At 72.1% G+C, this 23876-nt stretch carries 25 protein-coding genes; 6 read left to right on the plus strand and 19 right to left on the minus strand.

Annotated features, from left to right (window positions below):
• Window positions 1-98 precede the first annotated feature (98 nt).
• The 5 genes from FF096_RS20045 to hrcA all read right to left on the minus strand — a co-directional run bounded on the left by FF096_RS20045 (window position 99) and on the right by hrcA (window position 4861).
• Window positions 99-1487, minus strand: coding sequence for a serine hydrolase (locus FF096_RS20045; RefSeq protein ID WP_155220762.1), 1389 nt, complete (start codon window positions 1485-1487; stop codon window positions 99-101).
• Window positions 1484-1843, minus strand: coding sequence for a histidine triad nucleotide-binding protein (locus FF096_RS20050; RefSeq protein ID WP_155220764.1), 360 nt, complete (start codon window positions 1841-1843; stop codon window positions 1484-1486). Before FF096_RS20050 ends, FF096_RS20045 begins: the two co-directional genes overlap by 4 nt.
• 46 nt (window positions 1844-1889) lie before the next feature.
• A complete protein-coding gene (locus FF096_RS20055; protein ID WP_309223630.1) occupies window positions 1890-2624 on the minus strand; it encodes a 16S rRNA (uracil(1498)-N(3))-methyltransferase in 735 nt (244 codons plus the stop codon).
• A 1-nt stretch (window position 2625) separates the two neighbouring features.
• Window positions 2626-3765 carry a molecular chaperone DnaJ gene (gene dnaJ / locus FF096_RS20060; protein ID WP_309223631.1) on the minus strand — a complete coding sequence of 380 codons (1140 nt, stop codon included), beginning with the start codon at window positions 3763-3765 and terminating at the stop codon, window positions 2626-2628.
• A gap of 73 nt (window positions 3766-3838) precedes the next feature.
• The gene (gene hrcA / locus FF096_RS20065) at window positions 3839-4861 is read right to left on the minus strand and encodes a heat-inducible transcriptional repressor HrcA (protein WP_309223632.1); all 1023 of its coding nucleotides are present in this window, start codon (window positions 4859-4861) and stop codon (window positions 3839-3841) included.
• A gap of 208 nt (window positions 4862-5069) precedes the next feature.
• Here hrcA and FF096_RS20070 point away from each other — a divergent pair, with 208 nt between their 5' ends.
• On the plus strand, window positions 5070-5648 hold the full coding sequence (locus FF096_RS20070; protein WP_155220768.1) for a DUF4870 domain-containing protein: 579 nt from the start codon (window positions 5070-5072) through the stop codon (window positions 5646-5648).
• Between the two features lie 22 nt (window positions 5649-5670).
• Here FF096_RS20070 and hemW read toward each other — a convergent pair whose 3' ends face one another.
• The gene (hemW, locus tag FF096_RS20075) at window positions 5671-6894 is read right to left on the minus strand and encodes a radical SAM family heme chaperone HemW (protein ID WP_155220770.1); all 1224 of its coding nucleotides are present in this window, start codon (window positions 6892-6894) and stop codon (window positions 5671-5673) included.
• A gap of 20 nt (window positions 6895-6914) precedes the next feature.
• Between hemW and FF096_RS20080 the strand changes: the two genes are divergently transcribed.
• The 3 genes from FF096_RS20080 (at window position 6915) to FF096_RS20090 (ending at window position 9893) form a co-directional block, all read left to right on the plus strand.
• A complete protein-coding gene (locus tag FF096_RS20080; RefSeq protein WP_155220772.1) occupies window positions 6915-7703 on the plus strand; it encodes an enoyl-CoA hydratase-related protein in 789 nt (262 codons plus the stop codon).
• 105 nt (window positions 7704-7808) lie between these two features.
• Window positions 7809-8768, plus strand: a complete 960-nt coding sequence (locus FF096_RS20085; protein ID WP_309223651.1) for a hypothetical protein — start codon at window positions 7809-7811, stop codon at window positions 8766-8768.
• Window positions 8769-8987: 219 nt separating this feature from the next.
• Window positions 8988-9893 carry a phytanoyl-CoA dioxygenase family protein gene (locus FF096_RS20090; RefSeq protein ID WP_309223633.1) on the plus strand — a complete coding sequence of 302 codons (906 nt, stop codon included), beginning with the start codon at window positions 8988-8990 and terminating at the stop codon, window positions 9891-9893.
• A 118-nt stretch (window positions 9894-10011) separates the two neighbouring features.
• Here the strand turns inward: FF096_RS20090 and FF096_RS20095 are convergent, their stop codons facing one another.
• The 5 genes from FF096_RS20095 to FF096_RS20115 form a co-directional block, all read right to left on the minus strand.
• Entirely contained in the window at window positions 10012-10656 is a 645-nt protein-coding gene (locus FF096_RS20095; protein WP_155220776.1) for an MOSC domain-containing protein, read from the minus strand.
• A 123-nt stretch (window positions 10657-10779) separates the two neighbouring features.
• Window positions 10780-11067, minus strand: a complete 288-nt coding sequence (locus tag FF096_RS20100) for a GlsB/YeaQ/YmgE family stress response membrane protein (RefSeq protein ID WP_155220778.1) — start codon at window positions 11065-11067, stop codon at window positions 10780-10782.
• Window positions 11068-11250: 183 nt separating this feature from the next.
• Window positions 11251-11541, minus strand: coding sequence for a GlsB/YeaQ/YmgE family stress response membrane protein (locus FF096_RS20105; protein WP_155220781.1), 291 nt, complete (start codon window positions 11539-11541; stop codon window positions 11251-11253).
• A 116-nt stretch (window positions 11542-11657) separates the two neighbouring features.
• Window positions 11658-13532, minus strand: coding sequence for a translation elongation factor 4 (gene lepA / locus FF096_RS20110; RefSeq protein ID WP_309223634.1), 1875 nt, complete (start codon window positions 13530-13532; stop codon window positions 11658-11660).
• Window positions 13533-13626: 94 nt separating this feature from the next.
• On the minus strand, window positions 13627-14160 hold the full coding sequence (locus FF096_RS20115) for a DUF4240 domain-containing protein (protein WP_155220783.1): 534 nt from the start codon (window positions 14158-14160) through the stop codon (window positions 13627-13629).
• Window positions 14161-14235: 75 nt separating this feature from the next.
• On the opposite strand from FF096_RS20115, the gene FF096_RS20120 reads away from it, so the two are divergent.
• Both FF096_RS20120 and rpsT read left to right on the plus strand, forming a co-directional pair.
• Complete coding sequence (locus tag FF096_RS20120; RefSeq protein WP_309223635.1) at window positions 14236-15219, plus strand: aminoglycoside phosphotransferase family protein; 984 nt, start codon at window positions 14236-14238, stop codon at window positions 15217-15219.
• Window positions 15220-15347: 128 nt separating this feature from the next.
• Window positions 15348-15614: a 30S ribosomal protein S20 gene (rpsT, locus tag FF096_RS20125; protein WP_309223636.1), complete on the plus strand. Its 267-nt coding sequence runs from the start codon at window positions 15348-15350 to the stop codon at window positions 15612-15614.
• A gap of 166 nt (window positions 15615-15780) precedes the next feature.
• Here the strand turns inward: rpsT and FF096_RS26785 are convergent, their stop codons facing one another.
• The 8 genes from FF096_RS26785 to rsfS form a co-directional block, all read right to left on the minus strand.
• Window positions 15781-16311, minus strand: coding sequence for a hypothetical protein (locus tag FF096_RS26785; protein WP_309223637.1), 531 nt, complete (start codon window positions 16309-16311; stop codon window positions 15781-15783).
• A complete protein-coding gene (gene holA, locus FF096_RS20135) occupies window positions 16308-17288 on the minus strand; it encodes a DNA polymerase III subunit delta (RefSeq protein WP_155220786.1) in 981 nt (326 codons plus the stop codon). The genes FF096_RS26785 and holA overlap by 4 nt, the downstream gene beginning before the upstream one ends.
• Before the next feature lie 121 nt (window positions 17289-17409).
• Window positions 17410-19839 (minus strand): ComEC/Rec2 family competence protein, encoded by a 2430-nt coding sequence (locus tag FF096_RS20140; protein ID WP_309223638.1) that lies wholly within the window; start codon window positions 19837-19839, stop codon window positions 17410-17412.
• Complete coding sequence (locus FF096_RS20145; RefSeq protein ID WP_309223639.1) at window positions 19836-20849, minus strand: helix-hairpin-helix domain-containing protein; 1014 nt, start codon at window positions 20847-20849, stop codon at window positions 19836-19838. The genes FF096_RS20140 and FF096_RS20145 overlap by 4 nt, the downstream gene beginning before the upstream one ends.
• Window positions 20850-21008: 159 nt before the next feature.
• Window positions 21009-21782 carry an SDR family NAD(P)-dependent oxidoreductase gene (locus FF096_RS20150; protein WP_155220792.1) on the minus strand — a complete coding sequence of 258 codons (774 nt, stop codon included), beginning with the start codon at window positions 21780-21782 and terminating at the stop codon, window positions 21009-21011.
• 52 nt (window positions 21783-21834) lie between these two features.
• Window positions 21835-22698 (minus strand): DegV family protein, encoded by an 864-nt coding sequence (locus tag FF096_RS20155; RefSeq protein ID WP_155220794.1) that lies wholly within the window; start codon window positions 22696-22698, stop codon window positions 21835-21837.
• A 47-nt stretch (window positions 22699-22745) separates the two neighbouring features.
• Window positions 22746-23396 (minus strand): histidine phosphatase family protein, encoded by a 651-nt coding sequence (locus tag FF096_RS20160; RefSeq protein WP_309223640.1) that lies wholly within the window; start codon window positions 23394-23396, stop codon window positions 22746-22748.
• Complete coding sequence (rsfS, locus tag FF096_RS20165) at window positions 23393-23797, minus strand: ribosome silencing factor (protein ID WP_309223641.1); 405 nt, start codon at window positions 23795-23797, stop codon at window positions 23393-23395. Before rsfS ends, FF096_RS20160 begins: the two co-directional genes overlap by 4 nt.
• Window positions 23798-23876 lie beyond the last annotated feature (79 nt).

Here is a 23876-nt window from a genome sequence, read left to right on the forward strand (position 1 = left end):
GTATCGGGTCCACGGCGCGGACACGCTGCCCATTTCCGCCGCCGTGGACCCCCTGCACCACGGGACAAAACGGTCAATCCACCCTAGGTGAGCCCGGCTCAGGACCGGAAGTCGAAACCCTCGAAGGTCTCCTGACCACGGGTGAAGCGGTACGTCGCCCAGTGCATCCGGACCACCACGCCCGCGGAGTCCCGGGTCAGCCGGAGCAGCTCACCGGCCTCCCGGCCGGAGACGGTCCGGAACACGTCCGGACGCTGCGGCACCGGGGCGAACACCGCCGGCGGCTTCCCTGGCGGGTCACCGGCGCCACGGGCGCGCAGCGTCCCGTCGTGCCACGAGAAGACGTACTCGAAGCCCTCGCCCCACCAGCGCCCGAGCAGCCCCCGCACCTCCGGTGGCGCCGGTTCACCGGGCCGCCAGGGATCGATGTCGGCCGGGTCGTGTTCGACCGCCGTGGCGAGCAGCCGGTGCGGCAACTCCAGCACCTCGGCGGCGGTGCCGGAGGAGCCCAACACGGCGACACCGAGGGCGGCCGGGGTGCCCTCGCCGCCCCGTCGGCCGTACACCCCGGCGAGGAAACCGGGCATCGCCCCGTCGTGCCCGACGTGCACCACCCGCTCCCCCTGCGGCACCAGGATCAGGCCCAGGCCGAAGCCGCCGGCCCACACCGTCTCGTCGGTGACCGTCACCGGCCAGCGCATCTCGTCCAGGGTGGCGGGGGTGAGCACCCGCCCCGCCGCGTCCATCGCCGCCGGGTCGGCCAGGAAGGCGGCCCAGCGGGCCATGTCCGTCGCCGTGCTCCACAGTTGCGCGGCGGGCCCCACCGCGCCGAAATCGGTGGGCGGCTCCGGATGCGCCTCGTCGGAGTACGCGTCGACCAGGAACCCGGTCGCGGCGCGCGGACCCGGGTCGACGGAGGTGGCGGTCAACCCCAGCGGGGTCAGCACCCGCTCGGTGAGCACCTCCGCCCAGGTGCCACCCCGCACCTCGGCGACCAGGTGACCGAGCAGCGCCATGCCCAGGTTCGAGTAGTGGTAGCGGCGTCCCACCGGCAGCACCCGCTCGGCCCGGCCCAACTCGGCGATCAACCGGTCGACATCCGGCGCGCGCAGCGTGTCCCAGACGTCGCCGTACGGCTCGCGTTGCAGCCCGGCGGTGTGCGAGAGCAGCCGACGTACGGTCAGCTCGCCGTGCGCCGGCAGGTCCAGGTGTCGGCTCAGCGGGTCGTCGAGGTCGAGCAACCCGTCGTCGCGGCACTGCATGACCAGCACGGCGGTGAAGGTCTTGGTCACCGAACCGATCCGGAACCGGGTCTGCTCGTCCAGCGCCGTGTCGTTGCCGGTGCCGCCGACGGTGCAGCTCCACATCGGTCGGTCGGCTCGGTACAGCGCGGCCGAGATCGCCGGCACCCGGGCCTGCGCCTGGACCTGCCGCACCATCCGTTCCAGACGACCGGCGGCCACGGTACGGCCGACGGCGAGGGTCATCCGGGGTTCCGAGCCAGCATCGGGCCCAGCGGCGCGCCGCCCAGCACGTGGGCGTGCACGTGGAAGACCTCCTGGCCGCCGTACGCGCCGGTGTTGAACATCAGCCGGAACCCGTCGCCGAGCAGCCCCTCGTCCTCGGCCACCGCGGCGGCCGTGGCCAGCACCTCGCCGGCCAGCGCCGGATCGCCCTGGCCGAGCGTGGCCACGTCCGCGTAGTGCTCCTTCGGCACGACCAGCACGTGTACCGGCGCCTTCGGGTCGATGTCGCGGAAGGCGAGCGTGGTGGGCGTCTCACGGACCACGGTGGCCGGAATCTCTCCGGCGACGATGCGGCAGAACAGACAGTCGGTTCCCATGCGGGCAGTCTAAGGAAGGCGTCCCCGGCGGCGTCCGCCGCGACGCTCACCAACGCAACAGACGGGTGGCGAGGACCGCCAGTGCGGCCACGCCCGCGGTGGAGGTGCGCAGCACCGAGGTGCCGAGCCGGACCGGCCGGGCACCGGCTTCCTGGAAGGTGGCCAGTTCGTCCGGGGTGATACCGCCCTCCGGCCCCACCACCAGCACGATCTCACCGTGCTCGGGCAACTCGACGGTGGTCAACCGGTCGGTCGCCTCCTCGTGCAGCACGTACCCGGCCGCCGCCCCGGCGATCCGGCGGGCCACCGAGGCGGTGCTCTCGTCCGGCGAGCCCGCCAGCACCGGCAGCCACGCCCGGCGCGCCTGCTTCGTCGCCTCGCGGGCGGTGGCGACCCACCGCCCCCGGGCCCGTACGCCCCGCTCGCCGCGCCACTGCACCACCGAGCGGCCGGCGGCCCAGGGGACGATCTCGTCCACCCCGGTCTCGGTCATCGCCTGCACGGCCAACTCGCCCCGGTCGCCCTTGGCGATGCCCTGGACCACCACCAGACGCGGGTTGGCCGCGTCGACGTACCCCCGCTCGGTCACGTCGAGGTCGAGAGTGCCCCGGCCGACGGCGGTGACCACGGCGGTGGCGGTGCCGCCCCGGCCGTCGGCGAGCAGCAGCTGTTCGCCGACGCGCAGCCGTTGCACGGTGGCGGCGTGGTGGCCCTCGGGGCCGTCCAGCACCATCGTGTCGGCGGTCGGCAGCGACTCGACCAGGAACAGCGGGGCGGACACGTCAGGCGTGGCCGTTGAAGGCGTCCCGCATCCGGGAGAAGAAGCCACCCTGCTTGGTCAGCTCGGCGACCTCCTCGCCACGGGTCTTGGCGAACTCGCGCAGCATCCGCTCCTGCTCGGCGTCGAGCTTGGTGGGGGTACGCACGTCCAGGTGGACGTAGAGGTCTCCGCGCCCGGCCCCCCGCAGGTGCGGTACGCCTCGGGCCCGCAGCCGCAGGGTGCTGCCCGGCTGCGTGCCCGGCTTGACGTCGACCGGTTCCTCGCTGTCGAGCGTCTTGATGGTCAGCCGGGTGCCGAGCGCCGCGGCGGTCATCGGCACCGTCACCCGACAGTGCAGGTCGTCGCCTTTGCGGGAGAAGACGTCGTGTGGCCGTTCGTGGATCTCCACGTAGAGGTCACCGGCGGTGCCGCCACCCGGGCCGACCTCGCCCTGCTGGGCGAGGCGGATACGCATGCCGTCCTCCACCCCGGCGGGGATCTTGACGGTCAGCGACCGGCGGGTGCGGACCCGGCCGTCACCGGCGCAGGTCGGGCAGGGGTGCGGGATGGTGGTGCCGTAGCCCTGGCAGACGGTGCACGGTCGGGCCGAGACCACCTGGCCGAGGAAGGTGCGCTGCACCGACTGCACCTCGCCCCGACCACCGCACGCCTCGCAGGTGGCCAGGTGGGTACCGGCGGCGGTGCCCGCGCCGGAGCAGGTGGTGCAGAGCACCGCCGTGTCGACGGTGATCGGCGCCTCCACGCCGAAAGCGGTCTCCTGGAGGTCCAGTTCCAGCCGCAGGATCGCGTCGGCGCCGGGACGGGTGCGTGGTCGCGGTCCCCGTCCGGCGCCGGTGGCGCCACCGAAGAACGCGTCCATGATGTCCTGGAAGCCGACGAAGGGACCGGCCCCGCCGGGGCCGCCCGGACCGCCGCCACCGCCCGGTGCCAGCGGATCTCCGCCCAGGTCGACGATCTGCCGTTTCCGATCGTCCGAGAGGACCTCGTACGCGGCGTTGATGTCTTTGAACTTCTCCTGTGCCTCCGGGTCCGGATTCACGTCCGGATGGAACTGGCGCGCCAGCTTGCGGTAGGCGCGCTTGATCTCGTCATCGGAGGCACCCTTGCTCACGCCGAGAATGCCGTAGTAGTCCTTGGCCACTGCGTTCCGTGTCCTCGTGTTCGTCTCGCGTTACGCCGTTCGGCGGCGGCAGCCTGCCGTCGGCCCTGACTGGTCAGTTCTGGGCCAGCAGCTCGCCCACGTAGCGTGCCACGGCCCTCACCGTGGCGATGGTTCCGGGGTAGTCCATCCGGGTCGGTCCCAGCACGCCCATCCCCCCGACGATGGTCGCGCCCGGGCCGTACCCGGTGCTGACCACGGAGGCCGCCCGCAGGTTGTCGATCTCGTTCTCGTCGCCGATGCGTACCCGCAGGGTGCTCGGCTCCACCTCGCCGATCAGCTTGAGCAGCACGACCTGCTCCTCGAGCGCCTCGAGGATGGGGCGCAGCGAACCCTGGAAGTCGAGCAGGCCGCCCCGGGCGAGGTTCGCGGTGCCGGCCAGGGCGAGTCGCTCCTCGTGCCGCTCGACCAGGGTCTCCAACAGCACCGTGGACAGCGTCGTCATGGCCGGCCGCAGGTGCGGCGGGGAGTCGTCGATGAGAGCCTGCACCAGCGGCGGGGTCTCCGACAGGAACACACCGACCAGCTTCTCGTTGACCAGCCGGCGCAGGTCCAGGACGTCGTCGGCGGGGATCGGCGCGGGCATCTCGACCAGCCGCTGCTCGACCCGGCCGGTGTCGGCGATCATCACCAGCATCAGCCGGGTGGTGGAGATCGGCACCAGTTCCAGGTGACGCACCCGGGATCGGGCCAGGCTCGGGTACTGCACGACCGCGACCTGCCGGGTCAGCTGCGCCAGCAGCCGCACCGTACGCTGCACCACGTCGTCGAGGTCGACGGCGCCGGCCAGGAAGCGCTCGATCGCCCGGCGCTCGGCCGGGCTGAGCGGCTTGACCCGGCTCAACCGGTCGACGAAGAGTCGATAGCCACGGTCGGTGGGCACCCGCCCCGCGCTGGTGTGCGGTTGGCGGATGTAACCCTCCTCCTCCAGCACGGCCATGTCGTTGCGGACCGTCGCCGGTGAGACGGACAGTTGGTGCCGCTCGACCAGTGACTTGCTACCGACCGGCTCCTGGGTGGCGACGTAGTCCTCGACGATCGCCCGGAGCACGGCGAGCTTGCGGTCGTCCAGACCCACCCTCCCCACCTCCTGTCGCAGGTCAGTCCTGAGTCACGGCCATCAGAGCATCACCCTGGCACTCGACTGTAGCGAGTGCCAGTCTACGTCGGTGCTCCCGTCGACGCGATGATCAAGTCGTTCCGCCCGTCGTCGAGCCGATCGGCGGGTTGACCCTCGCCGGTGTCGCTATGGTGCGACGTTGCCGGTGACACCTACCGTGACCCCCATGACTGAACCACCTCGTCCCCCGGACTCCGGCGACGAATCCACGACACCACTGTCCGGCTCGCCTGGCCAGGGCGGCTATCCCCCACCCGGCGGCTATCCGCCCCCCACCGGCGACCAGCCGCCGCCGGCCGGCTATCCCCCACCCGGCGGTTACCCACCGCCACCGGGAACGCCCGGTGTCGGCTACCCGACCGGCGGTTACGGCGCGCCGGGCGGTGGCTACGCCAACAACGAGGACAAGACCTGGGCCCTGATCGCCCACTTCGGTGGCCCGCTCGGCGTGGTCGTCGGCGGCGGACTCCTCGGCTGGGTGGCCCCGCTGATCGCGATGATGGCCCGTGGTCAGCAGTCCCCGGTCGTCCGGGCGCACTCCGTGGCCGCACTGAACTTCCAGCTCACCTGGGCCATCGCCGGCGTGCTGAGCTGGGTGCTCGCCACGATCACCTGCGGCCTCCTGTTCTTCCTTCCGATCATCGCGGGGATCATTCCGCTGATCTTCGGCATCATCGGCGGGGTGAAGGCCAACGACGGAGTCCTCTACCAGTACCCGATGAGCTACGCGTTCGTGAAGCGCTGACCGAAGCGCCTGGTGACGGGGATCAGGGCAGCAGGTCGCGGACCACGGCGTCGGCGAGCAGCCGGCCGCGCAGGGTGAGCACGGCGCGGCCGGCTGCGTACGCGGCCTCGGCGAGCAACCCCTCGGCCACGGCCCGCGCCGCGCCGGCTCGCCCGACGTCGGTCAGCACGTCCAGGGGCAGGCCGGAGGCCAGCCGCAGCCCGAGCATGACCTCCTCCATGTGCGCCTCGTCGCCGGTGAGCACCTCGCGCGCCTGGCCCGGTGACTCCCCGGCGGCCAGGCGCTTCGCGTACGCCCCGGGATGCTTGACGTTCCACCAGCGCACGCCGCCGACGTGGCTGTGCGCCCCCGGCCCGAGGCCCCACCAGTCCCCGCCGGTCCAGTAGAGCAGGTTGTGCCGGCAACGCGCCTGCGGTGTGCGGGCCCAGTTGGAGACCTCGTACCAGGAGAAACCGGCCGCGTCGAGGGCCGACTCGGCGGCCAGGTAGCGGTCCGCGGCCACGTCCTCGTCCGGGTACGGCAGCTCGCCACGACGCATCCGGGCGGCCAGCCGGGTGCCGTCCTCGATGATCAGGGCGTACGCGCTGACGTGGTCCACGCCCGCGGCCACCACCTGGTCCAGCGAGGCGGCGAAGTCCTCGGCCCGCTCCCCCGGCGTCCCGTAGATCAGGTCGAGGTTGACGTGGTCGAAGCCGGCGTCACGGGCCTCCAGCGCGGCGGCGGTGGCCCGGCCCGGGTGGTGCCGGCGGTCGAGCACGGCAAGCACCCCGGCCGCGGCCGACTGCATGCCCAGCGAGATCCGGGTGTAGCCGGCCGCGCGCAACTCCTTCAACGAGGCGGGCGTCACCGACTCCGGGTTGGCCTCGGTGGTCACCTCCGCGTCGGCGGCCAGTCCCCAGGTGCGGTCGACGGCCTCGAGGATCCGGGCCAGGTCGTGGGCGGGCAACAGGGTGGGGGTACCGCCGCCGACGAAGACCGTGTCCACCCGGCCCGGCGGGGCCTCGCCCAGCACCCGGGCGGCGAGCGTCAGCTCCGCCAGCACCGCGTCGGCGTACCCCTCCCGGCTCGCGCCACCGCCCAACTCGTCGGCGGTGTAGGTGTTGAAGTCGCAGTAGCCGCAGCGGCTCGCGCAGAAGGGCACGTGCACGTACACGCCGAACCCCCGGGCGCCCACGGACGCACGGGCGGACGCGGGCAGTGACCCGTCGACGGGTACGGGCTCGCCTGCTGGAAGGACGCCGGGCATGGCCACTAGTGTGCCGTCCCATGACGTCTACCGACGCGCTGGTACGGGTCTCCACGGTCCACGGCGTGACCACGCTCACCCTGGACAGCCCGCACAACCGCAACGCGCTCTCCACCCCGCTGATGACCGAGCTGCTGGCCGGGCTGGCCGCCGCGGTCGCCGACGACGCCGTCCGGGTGATCGTGCTCGACCACACCGGGCCGGTCTTCTGCTCTGGCGCCGACCTCAAGGAGACCGCTGCGGCGTACGCCAGCGGCACGGTGCCCGCCGGGATGCTGGGTGACGTGCTCGCGGCGGTCTGGGAGTGCCCGAAGCCGGTGCTGGCGAAGGTGGCCGGACCGGCGCGGGCCGGTGGCCTGGGCCTGATCGCGGCGGCCGACCTGGCGGTCTGCGCGGCCGAGGCCACGTTCGCCTTCACCGAGGTGCGGATCGGCGTGATCCCCGCGGTGATCTCCGCGACGGTGCTGCCCCGGCTCTCCTCCCGGACCGCGGCCGAGCTCTACCTGACCGGTGACACCTTCGACGGCCGGCGGGCGGCCGAGATCGGCCTGGTCACCACCGCGGTGCCGACCGAGGAGTTGGACGCCGCGGTGCGGCGGTACTGCGACTCGCTGGTGCGTGGCGCTCCGGCGGCGCTGGCCGGGGCGAAGCGCCTGCTGCGCCGTCCTGCGGCCGTCGACCTGCGCGCCGAGTTGGCCGAGTTGGCGGAGCTGTCGACCGGGTACTTCCTGTCGGCCGACGGGATCGAGGGCGTCACCGCGTTCCGGGAGAAGCGACCGCCACGGTGGGTGGCGGAACTCGACAGGTGAGCGGCGGCCGGGACGGGGAACCTTCCGGGACGCGGGGGTGAAACCGGTCGGACGGCCCGTTCCGGTCGTCGCGGGACGTACCCTTGGCGGATCGTGAAACAGGAGGTGCGGGTGCGAACTCGGGCTGTCGCGACGGGCTTCGTGGTCCTCGTCCTGGTCGCCGCGATCGGGATCATCGTGGTGCTGAGGCAGGCCGGTGAGGGGCTACGGCTGCCACTGGCCGGCCGGGCCTGCACCGTCCAGGCCGACGGTGAGGTGACGCTCGACTCGCAGCAGATGGCGAACGCGGCGACGATCGCGGCGATCGGCGTGCAGCGCGAGATGCCCGAGCGGGCGGTGGTGGTGGCGCTGGCCACCGCGTACCAGGAGTCCGGCCTGCGCAACCTGGCCGGTGGTGACCGCGATTCGGTGGGGCTGTTCCAACAGCGCCCGAGCCAGGGTTGGGGCACGCCGAAGCAGATCCGCGACCCCCGGTACGCGGCGGGGAAGTTCTACGCGGCGTTGAAGAAGGTGCGCGGCTGGGAGGACATGCGGGTCACCGACGCCGCCCAGAAGGTGCAGCGCTCGGCCTTCCCGGAGGCGTACGAGAAGTGGGCCGACGAGTCGGAGGTGCTCACCCGCGCCCTGCTCGGCCACGCCACCACCGCAGTCACCTGCACGGTGGGTGGTGATCCGGTGCTGCGCGGCGCGGCGGCGATCGCCGCGCTGACCGAGGGACTGACGCTCGACTGGGGCCTGGTGGAGTTCACCTCCGGCGATGATCGACCGGCGGGCCGGGGCTACGTCAGCTCCGCCGTCGACAGCTACGGCAACCCGACCCTGCTGAAGGTGGGGATCGACGATGTCCAGCGCCGCTCCGCCGGCAGCCGGGCGACGTCCGACGAGGGCCTGCGGGCCGGCTGGCGGTACGCGCACTGGCTGGTCTCCCACGCCAAGCAGCACGGGGTGAAGCGGGTGGCCTTCGACGGCCGGGAGTGGACCGCCAAGCGCGGCGGCTGGAAGCGCTTGCCCGACCGCGACCAGGGCGACACCGAGGTCCTCGCCGAGGTCCACGAAGATGTCTGAGCGACCCTGATCTCCTTACCCGCAGTCACCGCAAAATCAGGCTTTTCGTCGCATATCCCCCGACCGTTGCGACTTTGCGTGACGAAGGGTAGTCACTCAACCCCCAACAGTGGCGGCTCCCGTGGAATGGTCCGGAGCCGCCCCCCGGCCGGTCCCCACGCGCGTTACGATCGGCGGCCTGTGCCAGAAATGGTTTCACCTCTTGGGGAGGGGTACGACGTGGCATTCGACTACGGCGACCGGACCGGCTACGAACCGATCAGCGACGTCGACCGCAAGGAGTTTCACGAGCAGGGCTTTCTCCTGCTGCGCAACGTCCTGACCGAGGATCACCGGGCCGCTCTGGAGGCCGCGGTCGACCGCGTCTACGAGGAGGAGAAGGCCAAGGGCAACACCACCAAGGACGGCACCCTGCACCTGCTGGGCTTCCTTGAGCGTGACGAGCTCTTCGGCGAGTTGCTCACCCACCCGATCGCGTTCCCGTACATGTGGGGCCTGGCCGGCTGGAACATCTACACCCACCACAACCACCTCGACGTCACGCCGCCGGCGTTGGAGCCCGAGAAGCCGTACTGGGGTTGGCACCAGGACGGGTACCGGCAGAACTCCGACCCGGAGACGATGGACCCGAACGTGCCTCGGCCGATGTTCTCGCTGAAGGTCGCCTACGTGCTCTCCGACCTGTCGGAGAAGGGTCGGGGTGCGACGAAGGTGATCCCGGGCAGCCACCTGTGGAACTCGCTGCCCCGCCCGGCGGACCTGAGCGTGCACAACCCGGACCCGGAGGGCACCGTCGAGATCACCGCCAACCCGGGTGACGCCTTCATCTTCGACCGCCGCCAGTGGCACTCCCGGTCGACGAACCTGTCGAACATCACCCGCAAGATGCTGTTCGTCGGTTACACCTACCGGTGGATCCGGCCGCTGGACGAGCTGCACATCGACAAGGACGGCGAGTGGTACCGCAACCGCACGCCGGTGCAGCGCCAGTTGCTGGGTGAGGGCACCCACACCGCCAACTACTGGGGCATCAACTGGGACGGCTACATCGACGACGAGATCCCGCTGCGCAAGGAGCTCAAGCAGCGCGGTCTGCTCAACCGCAACATCCCCTGGCTCCGCTGACCGGACCCGACGACAAGGTCCCGTGCGCCGCGACAGGTCGTGGCGCACGGGACCTTTCCCGTCACGGGACCTTTCCCGTTGCCGCGACCGGTGCACCCCGCGCTGGAGCGTCCGCCCGTCAGTCGGTCACCTCGCCGAGGCGGCGACGCACCTTCTCCCGGATCTTCTCGGGCAGGTCGTCGGCCTCCAGCAACCGGGGCAGCAACTCCGGCTCCAGGCTGGTGGCCCGGAACACCTCACCGACGGTCACCCCGTGCCCCGGTCGGCGCACGATCTCGATCGGATCACCGGCGGCCACCGCCCCCGCACGGACCACCCGCAGGTACGCCCCGGGCGTCGCGCGCGCGGTGAACCGCTTGACCAGATCCGGTACGCCCCAGAAGCCCGCGAAGGTGGTGCACGGGGTACGCGGCATGGTCACCTGAAGCAGCGCCTCACCGACGGCCCAGTGCTCGCCGATCACGGCTCCGGTCACGTCCACCGCGTACGTGGTGAGGTTCTCGCCGAAGCCACCGGGGCGGATGCCGCGCCCGAGGTCCGTCTCCCACCAGGCCGCGTCCTCCACCGCGTACGCGTACACGGCCTTGTCCGGCCCGCCGTGGTGGGCAGGCTCACCGATGAAGTCACCGGCCACCCCGCCGGTGTGGAACAGCACCGGGCCGTCGGCCGGTCGCTTGTCGATGCCGCTGCGCCCGCTCGCGTCACCCGCCCACGCCGCCTCGGTCACGATGCCGACGTTGACCGATGTCACCTTGCCCGTCATGATCCGCATCCTACGGGAGCTGCCCTTTCGCACCTCCTCCCCCGGGCGGCACCGTGAGCGGGGCTCCGCGTACGCGAACGGCGCCCGACCTCGGTGGTCGGGCGCCGTTCGACGTTCAGCTGTTTACCGGTGGGTGACACCCCGGCGGTTGCGGCCCACACCGGCGACCAGGGCGACCGCGATGGCGGCCAGCAGCACCTGGAGCATCAGCTCCCGCCAGTCGATACCGGCGGTCTCGGCGAAGCCGGACGCACGGGCGATCACGGTGCCGAGCAGCGCGGCACCGACACCGATGAGCATGTGCAGCCAGATCGGCATGTTCTGCCGGCCCGGTACCACCAGGCGACCCAACGCGCCCACGATCAGACCCACGAACAGCGCGGTGATGATGCCCCAAACGGTGAGCTCCATGGTCGCTCTCCTTCACAAAAGACGTTCCACATTAGTGGCGTTCCTGTCGTGGACCGCCTAATGCCCGGCGCGTGAAGATCTCAAACCGCCTTTCAGAGCGATCGTCGCAGCGACGCCGAAACGTCGCGCACGCGAACGGGCGCCCGGCCAGCTGGCCGGGCGCCCGTCAAGACGAATCGCGGATTACCGATGGGTGACACCGCGACGGCGACTGCCCACGCCGGCCACCAGGGCGACCGCGATCGCGGCCAGTGCGACCTGGATGGCCAGCTCGGCCCAGTCGATGCCGGCGGTCACCGTGGCGATACCCATCGCGCGGGCGAGCACGGTGCCGAGCAGCGCCGCGCCGACACCGATGATCATGTGCAGCCAGATCGGCATGTCCTGCCGGCCCGGCACTACGAGGCGGCCCAACGCGCCGATGATCAGACCCACGAACAGCGCGGTGATGATGCCCCAGACGGTGAGCTCCATGGCGGCTCTCCTTACCCAGAAGATGTCATCGGGGATTTCTGTCGTGCCGATCGAATTCCCTCGGCGTCGAATCCCCAAACCGCCGGAGCGTCGTCACCGAACGCCACCGGTCGATGTCACTTCTTTCCGGACGACTTCCCGTCGGAGTCGGAGGAGAGCGCGGCGATGAACGCCTCCTGCGGGACCTCCACCCGGCCCACCATCTTCATCCGCTTCTTGCCTTCCTTCTGCTTCTCCAGCAGCTTGCGCTTACGGCTGATGTCACCGCCGTAGCACTTGGCGAGCACGTCCTTGCGGATGGCGCGGATCGTCTCCCGGGCGATCACCCGACTACCGATGGCCGCCTGGATGGGCACCTCGAACTGCTGGCGCGGGATGAGGTTGCGCAGCTTCGCGGCGATCGTGGTGCCGTAGGTGTACGCCTTGTCCTTGTGGACGATGGCGCTGAACGCGTCCACCGGCTCACCGTGCAGCAGGATGTCGACCTTCACCAGGTCGGACGCCTGCTCGCCGGAGGGCTCGTAGTCCAGTGAGGCGTAGCCCTTGGTGCGGCTCTTGAGCTGGTCGAAGAAGTCGAAGATGATCTCCGCCAGGGGCAGCGTGTAGCGCAGTTCCACCCGGTCGGCGGATAGGTAGTCCATGCCGAGCAGGCTGCCCCGGCGGCCCTGGCACAACTCCATCACCGCGCCGACGTAGTCGTTGGGGGTCAGCACCGTGGCGCGTACCGTCGGCTCGAACACCTCAGCGATCTTGCCGGTGGGGTACTCGCTCGGGTTGGTGACCACGACCTCCTGGCCGTCCTCCTGGATCGCCCGGTAGACCACGTTCGGCGCGGTGGAGATCAGGTCCAGGTTGAACTCCCGCTCCAACCGTTCCCTGATGATCTCCAGGTGCAGGAGGCCGAGGAAGCCACAGCGGAAGCCGAAGCCCAGCGCACCGGAGGTCTCCGGCTCGTAGGTGAGCGCGGCGTCGTTGAGCTTGAGCTTGTCCAGCGCGTCGCGCAGCGCCGGGTAGTCCGACCCGTCGATCGGGTAGAGACCCGAGTAGACCATCGGCTTCGGGTCCTTGTAGCCACCGAGCGGCTCGGCCGCCGGGCGGCCGTTGATGGTGACCGTGTCACCGACCCGGGACTGCCGGACGTCCTTCACCCCGGTGATCAGATAGCCGACCTCGCCGACGCCGAGCGCGTCGGCCTTGACCATCTCCGGCGAGATGACACCGATCTCCAGCAGTTCGTGCACCGCGCCGGTGGACATCATCTTGATCCGGTCGCGGGCGCTGATCCGCCCGTCGACCACCCGGACGTAGGTCACCACACCCCGGTAGACGTCGTACACCGAGTCGAAGATCATCGCGCGGGCCGGAGCCTCGGCCTCGCCGACCGGCGGGACGAACTGGCGGACGATCTCGTCGAGCAGGTACGGCACGCCCTCGCCGGTCTTGCCGGAGACCCTGATGCAGTCCGCCGGGTCACCACCGATCAGGTGAGCCAGTTCCTCGGCGTACTTCTCCGGCTGGGCGGCCGGCAGGTCGATCTTGTTGAGCACCGGGATGATGCGCAGGTCGTTCTCGAGCGCGAGATAGAGGTTCGCCAGCGTCTGCGCCTCGATGCCCTGGGCCGCGTCGACCAGCAGGATCGCACCCTCGCAGGCAGCCAGCGACCGGGACACCTCGTAGGTGAAGTCGACGTGGCCAGGCGTGTCGATCATGTTGAGCACGGCCTGCTCACCGGCCCGCTCGCCCTCCCGGATCGTCCACGGCATCCGGACCGCCTGGCTCTTGATGGTGATGCCGCGCTCGCGCTCGATGTCCATCCGGTCGAGGTACTGCGCGCGCATCTGCCGTGGATCGACCACACCGGTGAGCTGCAACATCCGGTCAGCCAGGGTCGACTTTCCGTGGTCGATGTGAGCGATGATGCAGAAGTTCCTGATCCGCCCCGGGTCGGTGGCACCAGGAGCGTTCGCGCCGGGATCGAGCGTCGGTGGCACAGCGGTCCGTTCTGGTCGGCTGACGTGAGCGGGCCGGCACCCGCCGGCCCCCTCTATGCTCCCATGTCCCTCACGGGCATCGGTCGGGCCTCCGTCACTCCTGCGGCGGCTCGACGAAGAGGGCGGCGAGCCGTGGCAGTCGGCGGCGGGCCTCCTCCTCGTCGTCGAAGTCCCAGAACTCGTTGAGGTCCGGCTGCGGCGTCGCCGCGCGCTCCCCCGGCAGGTCGGTCGCGGTGGCCTTCCGGTACGCGTCCCACGGCACCGCGAGCATGTCCGCGCACTCGAACTCCTCGCCGCTGAGCGAGGCGGACCGGATCTGCGGCAGGTCGGCCAGCGAGTCCGGATCAGCCACCGCCCGGGCGAAGACCTGCCGCCCCTGGGTCATCAGCCAGCCCCGGAAGGACTCGAATCCGTCGTCGGAGGCACCACCGTTGATCAGGTACGCCGCGCCCCACAGATCGACCCGGTAGGACGCGGCCAGAACCCGCTGCTGATGGTGGGCGTACCCGACGATCTCCTCCGGGTCGGCGGCGGCGAGCAGCGCGACGGTCCGGGCGGCGATGGCGTCCGGCGCTCCCCCGCCGGTACGGGCGCGGTCGATCAGCTGCCAGAAGTCGTCGGTCCTCATGGCCTGGGAGTCTGGCAGACGCCGCACCGGGTGCCCGGATCCGCGCCGGATGTCGCGGCCCGGCAGCATGGTGGGGTGAGCGTCCCCCAGCCCGCCGTGCCATACCACGCCACCGCGCAACGGCCCGGATGGTCGTCGCTGCCGACGCGGCTGCGGGCCGAGGTGACGACGCGGTTGGGCGCCCCGGTGGTCGAGGCCCGGACCGCTGGCGCCGGCTTCACCCGGGGCTTCGCGGCGCTGCTGCGCACCGCCGACGGAGATCGCGCGTTCGTCAAGGCCGCGCCGCGCGCCGAGCAACCACACCTGGTCGACTGGTACGCCCGGGAGGCCGCGATCCTCGCCCGGCTGCCGGGCGGGCTGCCGGTGCCCCGCCCGCGCTGGACCCTTTGGGAGGCGGGTTGGTACGTCCTCTGCCTCGACCCCGTCGACGGTCACACCCCCCGACTCCCCTGGGACCAGGCCGAACTGACCGCCACCCTGGCCGCCTTCACCGGGGTCGCCGAGGCGCTCGCCGACCCACCGACCGAGCTGACCGCTCTCGGCCTGCCCCACCTCGCCGATCTGGCCCGCGACGACATCCTCTGGTGGGGTGAGGTCGCCGCCGGTCGGGAACCGGTACCGCCGCTGCCCGCCCCCGCCCAGGGGCACCTGGCCGACCTGGTCGCGCTGGAGTCGCGCCTGCCCGACTACGCCGGCACCGCCACCGGCCTGACCCACGGCGACCTGCGCGTCGACAACGTCCTGGTCGACACCGCCGGCTCGGTGTGGTTCTGCGACTGGTCCTGGCTGTGCCACGGGCCCGCCTGGTTCGACCTGGTCACCCTGCTCATCACCGGGTACGCCACCGGGCTGGACGCCGACTCGCTCTTCGCCGCCCATCCGGCCGCCTCCGGCGCACCCGACGACGCGCTGGACGTCGCGCTGGCAGCCCTGGCCGGCTATCACCTCACCGCCGCGACGTCGGCACCGCCGACCGCGTCGGTCCATCTGCCGGCACACCAGCGGTGGACCGGCGGGCAGGCGCTCGCCTGGCTCTGTCAGCGTCGGGGCTGGGTCTGACCGCCACCTCCGGTGCCGCTTTGGCCCGCCCGAACCGGACCTGGTAACCTGGCTCTTCGCGCAGCGATGACGCATGCTCGTCGCGCGCATAAGCTGACCAACCCGAGCTATCAAGACGAGGCTGTCGCGTGGCGAACATCAAGTCCCAGATCAAGCGCAACCGGCAGAACGAGAAGCGCCGGCTGCGTAACAAGTCGGTCAAGTCGTCGCTGAAGACCGCCATCCGCAAGTTCCACGAGGCCGCTGAGGCCGGTGACGTCGAGAAGGCCACCGCCCTCATGCAGGACGCCTCGCGCAAGCTGGACAAGGCGGCCAGCAAGGGCGTCATCCACAGCAACCAGGCCGCGAACCGCAAGTCCGCGATCGCCAAGCGCGTCGCGTCGCTCGCCTCCTGAGCTAGCGCCCAGACCTGACGGAAGCCCCGGGGCATCGCCTCGGGGCTTCCGCACGTCGGGTCACCCGCCCCCGCTGGCTGCGGCCATACGGCGGTGCTGGGCCGGACGATCGGCTGGGAGCGGCCCACCCGGGCTTCCGGTCACCCCCGGCGCGCGTGGACCACGATCAGCACCCGGGCTCGGTGGTGCCGGGTCGAGGATCGGGCCGCCTGCGATCGGTCGCGCCCGCGACACCACGCGAGGCCGACCCGTGCCGCCCGTCCGTCGGCGTCCCGTGCCGCCCGTCCGGTGGTGTCCCGTGCCACTGGTCGGTCGACTCGCGCACCACGACGCCCGGCACACTGTGCCGTAGCCAGTCGACCCGGGCCCGCCCGACCACCGGCTCCATCTGCCGGCGGAAGCGGTCCCGTTCCTGCTCCGGCACGGCTGCGGCGGAGCGCACCACTGCGGCGACCACCAGATCGTTGAGCTTGACCATCACGGCCACCACTGCGGGTAGCACCAGCACCGCCCACCACTTCACCAGCTCGGCGAGGGCGAGCAGGGCCGCCAGCGCGATCGTCCCCTCGAAGAAGACGAAGCAGAGCACCCCGCCCGGGTTGATGAACCGCAGACCGAGCGCCCGTGCGTAGAACGGACGGTACTGCTCCTCGTCGGCGGGGATCGTGGCCCACGAGCCACGGAGGGCTCCGCTCACCTAGCGCCACCCTGCCGTGCTGCCGCCACCGAGAACACCGCCTTCTCCAGCGCGTACGCCCGGTCGTCGGAGCCACCCTTGACCGCCGCGTTGCACTCTGCCGCCGCCCGCATGGCCAACACCAGAGCGTCGGGGCTCCACCCCCTGGCCTGCCGTTGGGCCCGCTCGATCTTCCACGGCGGCATGCCCAGCTTGCTGGCGAGTTGGTACGGACTACCCCGCCCGGCCGAGGCGACCCGGGCGACGGTACGGATGCCGTCGGCGATGGCGTCGGCGATCGGCACCGGGTCCACACCCACGTGCAGCGCCCAGCGCAGGGCCTCCAACGCACCCGGCACGTCACCGACCATCGTGGCGTCGGCGACCGTGAACCCGCTCACCTCCACCCGACCCCGGTAGTAACGGGCCACCGTGTCGGCGTCGATCCGCCCGTCGGTGTCGGCGATCAGCTGGGAGCAGGCGGCGGCGAGTTCGCGTAGGTCATTGCCGACCGCGGCGATCAGCGCCTCGGCGGCGTCGTCCGTGCACCGCCCACCGGCCCGGCGGAACTCGTCCCGGACGAACGACACCCGCTCACGATGCACCTTGAGCTTGGCGGCCGACACGACCTGGGCACCGGCCGCCTTCAGTCCGTCGGCGAACGCCTTGCCCTTCGCCGCTCCGAGATGCGTCACCACGAGCTGCACCTCCGGGTCGGGGTGCTTCGCGTACGCCAGCAGGGCGGCGACCAGGTCCTTGCGCGCGTCCTGACCGGACCGGAGCACCAGCACCCGCCGCCCACCGAACAGCGACGGGCTGAGCATCTCGTCGACCTCGCCGACGGTCAGCTGGCCGGCCTGGTATTCGCGCACGTCAACGCCGGGGTCGGTGGCTCGGGCAGCGGCAACGGTTTCGGTCACCGCGCGCGTGGCGAGCAGCTCCTCGTCGCCGAGGACGAGCACAATAGGAGCGGCACTGGCGACGGTCACGCCGCCCATATTCGCACGCTGAGCCGATTGGTCCAGCCTGCTCGTGGCTACTCTGCTGGCAGACCCCGCACTCAACGCAAATCCAGACATAGTGCCCATTTTCCGCTTTTCGCGGTAAATCACTGTCGATTCATCGCGATGGACCGGCCCGGTCGACCCCGGTGCTCACCACCCCGAGCCCCCGTGGTGACCGCACGACCGCCACGTCACCACCGATGTCGGTACGCAACACCCGCGCCCCGCCCCGAGCCAGCCGGGCCAGCACCGCCTCGTCGGGATGCCCGTAGGTGTTCCCCGCGCCGACCGGCACCAGCGCCACCGCAGGGCGCACCGCGTCCAGGAATGCCGGATCCTGGTACGCGCTGCCGTGGTGGGCGACCTTGAGCACGTCGGCCCGCAACAGGTCCGGTGACAGCCGCTCCCGCAACTCCCGCTGTTCCTCGATCTCCGCGTCGCCGGTCAGCAGGATCCGCACCCGGTCGACGGTGGCGCGCAGCACCAGGGAGTTGTTGTTGGGGTCCGATCGGGTTCCGCGCATCGGATGCGGCGGGCCGAGCACGGTCAGCTCGACCGCACCGGCCCGATAACGCCAACCCGCCGGGGCGGGCACCACCGACACGTCGTGCGCCGCAGCGGCGTCCCGCACCAGGTCCCGCCCGACCGCCGGTTCCGACCACTGCGGAATCAGCACCGTGTCCACCCGCCTGCCCCGGAAGATCCCGGCCACCCCGCCGGCGTGGTCCACGTGAAAGTGACTGATCACCAGCAGCGGCACCCGACGTACGCCGAGCCGGCGCAGGCAGGCGTCCGCCGCCGCCGGATCCGGACCGGCGTCGACCACGACGGCCCGGCCGGACGCCACGGGCAGCAGCAGCGTGTCCCCCTGCCCCACCGCACACGCCGTGACGACCCAACCCTTGGGCGGCCATCCCGACGCGATCAGCCGCACCGGCAGGCTGCCCAGCATTGCCGCGACGGCGCACACCGCCACCAGACGGCGTACCAACGGTCGGCGGGCGGCGACCAGCAGCGCCACGGTCAGCCCGGCCAGCAGCAGCGCACCGGAGACCCCACCGGGCCACGGCAGGTTGCCCACCGGCAGCCGGGCACCGTACCGGGCGACGAGCACCAGCCACCACGCCGGCCAGTGCGCCAGCCAGGCGACGCTCTCGGCCCCCGCAGGCCAGATCGGCGAGATGATCGCCGCCGCCACACCGAGCACCGTCGCCGGCGCGATCGCCGGTACCGCGAGCAGGTTCGCCGGCACCGCGACCAAGCTGATCGTGCCCGTCAGGCCGGCGATCACCGGTGCACACGCGAGCTGTGCGGCAGCCGGCACCGCCAGCGCCTCCGCCGCTCCCGGTGGTACGCCCCGTCGACGCAGACCGTCCCGCCAACCCGGCGCGAGCGCCAGCAGCCCACCGGTGGCCAGCACGGACAGCGCGAAACCGGCGTCGCCGGCAAGCGCCGGGTCGACCAGCACCAGCACCGCCACGGCGGCGGACAGCGCGGGCACCGCCGCCCGGGGCCGCCCGGCGGCCAGCGCGGCGAGCCCGATCGCGCCCATGGTGGCCGCGCGTACCACGCTCGGCGACGGCCGGACCAGGATGACGAACCCCACCAGGGCCAGCCCGCTGAGGCCCACGGCCAACGCGGGCCCGGCTCGGGCCCAACGGGCCAGCAGCAACACCGCACCCGTGATAATTGCGACATTTGAGCCCGAAACAGCATTCAAATGTGTCATTCCGGTGGCTCGGAAGTCCTCCTCCACGGTGTCGGGTAGCCGGCTGGTGTCCCCGACCACCAGGCCGGGCAGCAGACCACCCGGGTCGTCGGGCAGGGGCGCGCACGCCCGCTGGAGGCCGGCCCGGAGCCGACCGGCCGCGCGTTGCAGCGCCGAGGGAGCCCCGAGTCGGACCGGCGCGCCACGTGCCATCAGAACCGCACCGGTGAGATCACCACCGCGTGGGGCCGCCAGGCGCCCCTCGGCGCTGAGACGTTGCCCGGGCAGCAGCCCTCGCCACGCCGGGTCGTCGGCGAGCACCAGCACCCGTGCCGGTGCGGTGATCCGCTGCCCCTGCGGTCCGGTCAGGGTGACCAGCCTGGTCGGCACCAGCAGGGTCGGTGGGCGGCCCACGATGCCACCACGCACCGGCCTGGGATCGTCCCGGACGAGCAGTTCGATGCTGACCCGGGCCCGTTCGTCGACCAGGACGCGCAGGGGTGCCGCATCCCGTACGGTCAACCGCGCCGAGGTCGCCGCCCCGCCGCAGACCACGCCGATCAGGATCGCCACCGCGATCCAGCCGAGTCGGCGCGCGGCCGGGCCGGGTCGGCCGACGAGCCCGAGCAGGTGCAGGGTCACCGTCCCGGCCAGGCTCGCCGCGACGGCTGCCACCAGCAGCGTCCGCCGGGCATCGAGGTGCAGCCCCGCCAACGCGGTGAGCCAGGCCGCCACGGCCAGTCCCGCCAGGCGAAGGTCGAGGGGAGCCGCGTGTGCCGTGCCACCGACGTCGCCGGTGGACGAGTCGGTCCGGGCGGCCGACGTCTCGGCCCTCACACCGTCACCAGGTCCTTGAGCTGTTCGTACCGCGCGTCGCCGATCCCGCTCACCCGACGCAGGTCGCCGACGGACCGGAAGCCGCCGTGCTGGTCGCGATGCTCGATGATCCGCTGGGCGAGCACCGGCCCCACCCCGGGCAGTGTTTCGAGCTGCGCCGAGGTGGCGGTGTTCAGGTTGACCCGTCCGCCCGGGACCGGCGCACCACCCGGAGCCGTGCCGGGGCCGGACGCGGTGCCCGCGCTCAGCGTCGGTGCCGCGACGCCGACCACGATCAGCTCCCCGTCGCTGATCCGGCGGGCCGGGTTGAGCATCGCCACGTCCACCCCCGGCAACGCGCCTCCGGCGGCGTCGAGGGCATCGGCCACCCGCGCACCGGCTGCCAGCCGCACCAGCCCGGGTCGCCGGACCTTGCCGGCGACGGCGACCACCAACTCACCGGTCACCTCCGTCTCCGGCACCGACGGCTCGTCACCGGCCACAACCGAGGGAGCCGGTGACACGGCGGTGCCGGTCTCGGCCACGACCGGCTCCACCTGGGGGCGGGACCGCCAGGCCCAGATGCCGGCGGCCAGCACCACCGAGACGGCGACGGCGGCGAGCGCGCGGACTCCCCGCCGCCCCGGGTCGAAGGCCCCCGGACCCGGCAGCGGGAGCCTCGGCGACGCCTCGTCGGCCGTCCGCTCCCGCTCGGCGTCGAGTGGCTCCTCGTCGCCGGCACGGACCGGACCACCGGTGCTGGCCGACCGGGCGGCCCGTCCCTGCCCGGCGTCACCGACCTCGGCGCCAGCCGGGAGTGGCAGCAGCACCGTCGGCCAGTCGGTCACCGGCGGCGACGCCGTACCGGACGCTCCGTCCGGCGGTGACGCCCCAGACGGCGGCAACCCGGCGGGAGCCGACCTCCGGTCCTCGACCGGTGTTGCGGCGGCGTCCGCTGGGAGGTCCGCCGCGCCGGGCATCAGTCGCCGCAGACGCCGCCGGACCGCCTGCTCGTCCTCGTCCTTCGACACGGGGCGAGGCTAGGGCGGTGAGCCCTCGGCAGGGGCGACGAGCCGACCGGCCTGTGGACAGAGAACCCACTGTGGACAACGCCCTGATCATGCGTCCGGTCTGCTATGGCAGCGGGGGCACCGTCGCGGTCGCGGCGGCGGAGCGGCTGGTCACCGACGTCAGTCCGGGCGCGACTGCGGGTCGAGTCCGAGAGCGTGCCGCCCGCCGTCGACCGGCAGGGTCACCCCGTTGACGAAGCCCGCCGCCGACGACAGCAGGTACGCGACCGCCTCCGCCACCTCCTGCGGCTGACCGATCCGTCCCACCGGGTGCAGCCGGGCCAACTCCGCCTCGATCCGCCGCGCCTGCTCCGGCTGGGCCTCGGCGAGCAGGGCCTCGTGGCGTTCGGTGGCCACCGAGCCGAGGGCGACCGCGTTGGCCCGGATGCCGTGTCGGCCGTACTCGACGGCCAGCGCACGGGTCAGTCCCTCCACCGCCGCCTTGGCCGTGGCGTACGGCAGGCAGCCCGGCACCGGTCGGGCCGCCTGGTGGGACGAGACGTTCACGACGGCACCGGCGGTACCGGCGGCGAGGAACCGGCGTACCGCAGTGGCGGCACCGACCACCGCGGGGCGCAGGTTACGGCTGATCAGGTCGACGACCTCGCCGACTGGCGCGTCATGTACCGAGGCGTCGCGGAACACGGCGGCGTTGTTCACCCACCCGGTGAGCGGCTGGGCACGCTCGGCCAGGTCGGCGGCCCGATTGGTCACCCGCTCGTCACCCGCGTCACCGACCACCACCGCGAGCTGGTCGCCCCGGGCGTGGGTCTCCACCCAGGACACCGCGCTCGGGTCGCGTTCGACCACCACGACGGCCAGGCCGTCGGCGAGCAGCCGCTCCACGATCCCCCGACCGACCCCACGACCACCACCGGTCACCACACAGGACATCGCCCCACCCCCTGCGACCGATCCTCGCGCATCGCCGCCACGGCGAGCGGGTTCACGAGCCAGGGCGGTCCGTCCGACGGTGCAGCACCACGCTGACGAGACCCGGCCCGACGTGCACGGCGACGGCGGCACCGGCCTCCGAGACGTACGCGTCGCACAGCCGATCGCCGAGTCGGCCGGCCAACGTGGTGAGCAGTTCCTCGGCCCGCTGTGGCGCGTCGAGATGGTGCACGGCCAGGTCCACCGACGCGTCGCCGGCCGTCTCGACGGCGAGGTCGACCAGGCGCGCCATGCCCCGACTGGCGGTCCGGACCTTGTCCCGCAGCACGATGCGCCCCTCGGGCATGTGCAGGATCGGCTTGACCGACAGGGCGGTACCGAGCAACGCCTCCGCCGCGTTGATCCGCCCACCTCTACGGAGGAACTCCAGCGTGTCGACGTAGAAGTGGATGCTGGTGCGGCGCACGGCGGCCAGGGCCGCAGCGCGTACCCCGGCCAGGTCGGCCCCCCGCGCGGCGGCCCGGACCGCCGCGATCGCCGGGAACCCGAGGCCCATCCCGCAGGAGCGGCTGTCCACCACGCTGACCTGATCTCCCAGCTCGGCGGCGGCCAGCTCGGCGGCCTCCACGGTGCCGGAGAGACCGGCCGACAAGTGCACCGAGACGATGCCCTCCGCCCCGGCCGCGAGCAGTTCCCGATAGGTGCGGCCGAACTGTTCCGGCGACGGGCGGGACGTGCTCACCGACACGCGTCGCGCCCGCAGCGCCCGGGTGGCGTCCGCCGGGAAGGTCTCGACGCCCTCCAACCCTTCGACGCCGGCCAGCACCACGGTCAGCGGCACCACGGTGAGCGGATACTCCCGCAGCAGCTCGGGTGGAAGGTAGGCGGTGGAGTCGGTGACGACCGCGACTGGCATGCGGGCACCGTAGCGGATCCCGTGCGGTGTCCGCCCGATCGCGCCCCTCAGACCGACTCGGCGGAGACCGGGGGGACGGTCGGGACGGCGGGGACATCCATCGCGCCGACGTTGTGCGCGCGCAGGTGCCAGCCGCGGTCCACGTCGTGGCGCAGCTCCGTCCAGTGGCAGTTGCCCAACGCGCCGACGCTACGCAGCACCTCGGGCTCCCAGCCGAGCAGGTGACCGCAGCCCTGCCGGGCCGCGCCACCGTGGGTGGCCACCACGACAGTGCCGCCGGGTGTCCCCTCGACGATCTCCTGCAACGCGGTGCCGACGCGCTTGCCCAGCTCGTCCAGCGGTTCGACCTCCGCGCCCGGGTCGGCGTCCCCGGCCCGCCAGCGGGCGTACTCCTCGGGGAACTGTTCGGCCACCTCGGTGATCAGCAGCCCCTGCCATCTGCCGAAGTGGCGCTCCCGGAGCCGGGCGTCGCAGCGGACCGGCAGGCCGGTCAGCGCGGCCAACGCGGCGGCGGTCTCCGTGGCGCGGCTCAGGTCGCTGGCGAGCAGGGCGTCCGGACGCAACGCGGCCAGCAGTGGCGCGGCGGTACGCGCCTGCTCCCGACCGAGATCGTTAAGCGGTACGTCGGACTGCCCCTGAACCCGGCTGGCCGCGTTCCAGTCGGTGTTGCCGTGCCGCCAGATGATCAGTCTGGTCACTCGCCCGACCCGGCAGCCGCCTCGGCACCGGCGAGGTCCCGGTCGACGAACGGAATCGTCGGGCAGTCCTTCCAGAGCCGGTCGAGAGCGTAGAACTCGCGTTCCTCGGTGTGCTGCACATGCACCACGAGGTCGACGTAGTCCAGCAGCACCCAGCGGCCACCGCGCTCGCCCTCGCGCCGCACCGGTTTCGCCTTCTCCGGCAGGTCGAGCAGGGCTTCCTCGACGGCGTCGACGATGGCCAACACCTGGCGCTCGTTCGGGGCCGAGGCGAGCAGGAACGCGTCGGTGATGGCGAGCTGGTCACCCACGTCGATGATGACGATGTCCTGAGCCTTCTTGTCGGCCGCGGCCTGAGCGGCGACCATCGCCAGCTCGTGAGCGCGTTCGGAAACTGTCACCGTTCTCCTTCGATCAACCGTGCGATGCGTCAAGCCTCTCACAAAGCCTGAATTCGCGACTCGTCAGTTTCGCCCGGAA

This window comes from Micromonospora sp. CP22 (assembly GCF_009712475.1).
Classification (GTDB): Bacteria; Actinomycetota; Actinomycetes; order Mycobacteriales; family Micromonosporaceae; genus Micromonospora.

Excerpts from the sequence above, each read along its gene's own strand:
- FF096_RS20045 (WP_155220762.1), bottom strand. The coding sequence starts at position 1,487 with ATGACCCTCGCCGTCGGCCGTACCGTGGCCGCCGGTCGTCTGGAACGG.
- FF096_RS20050 (WP_155220764.1), bottom strand. The coding sequence starts at position 1,843 with ATGGGAACCGACTGTCTGTTCTGCCGCATCGTCGCCGGAGAGATTCCG.
- FF096_RS20070 (WP_155220768.1), top strand. The coding sequence starts at position 5,070 with ATGACTGAACCACCTCGTCCCCCGGACTCCGGCGACGAATCCACGACA.
- hemW (WP_155220770.1), bottom strand. The coding sequence starts at position 6,894 with ATGCCCGGCGTCCTTCCAGCAGGCGAGCCCGTACCCGTCGACGGGTCA.
- FF096_RS20080 (WP_155220772.1), top strand. The coding sequence starts at position 6,915 with ATGACGTCTACCGACGCGCTGGTACGGGTCTCCACGGTCCACGGCGTG.
- FF096_RS20095 (WP_155220776.1), bottom strand. The coding sequence starts at position 10,656 with ATGACGGGCAAGGTGACATCGGTCAACGTCGGCATCGTGACCGAGGCG.
- FF096_RS20100 (WP_155220778.1), bottom strand. The coding sequence starts at position 11,067 with ATGGAGCTCACCGTTTGGGGCATCATCACCGCGCTGTTCGTGGGTCTG.
- FF096_RS20105 (WP_155220781.1), bottom strand. The coding sequence starts at position 11,541 with ATGGAGCTCACCGTCTGGGGCATCATCACCGCGCTGTTCGTGGGTCTG.
- FF096_RS20115 (WP_155220783.1), bottom strand. The coding sequence starts at position 14,160 with ATGAGGACCGACGACTTCTGGCAGCTGATCGACCGCGCCCGTACCGGC.
- holA (WP_155220786.1), bottom strand. The coding sequence starts at position 17,288 with ATGGGCGGCGTGACCGTCGCCAGTGCCGCTCCTATTGTGCTCGTCCTC.
- FF096_RS20150 (WP_155220792.1), bottom strand. The coding sequence starts at position 21,782 with ATGTCCTGTGTGGTGACCGGTGGTGGTCGTGGGGTCGGTCGGGGGATC.
- FF096_RS20155 (WP_155220794.1), bottom strand. The coding sequence starts at position 22,698 with ATGCCAGTCGCGGTCGTCACCGACTCCACCGCCTACCTTCCACCCGAG.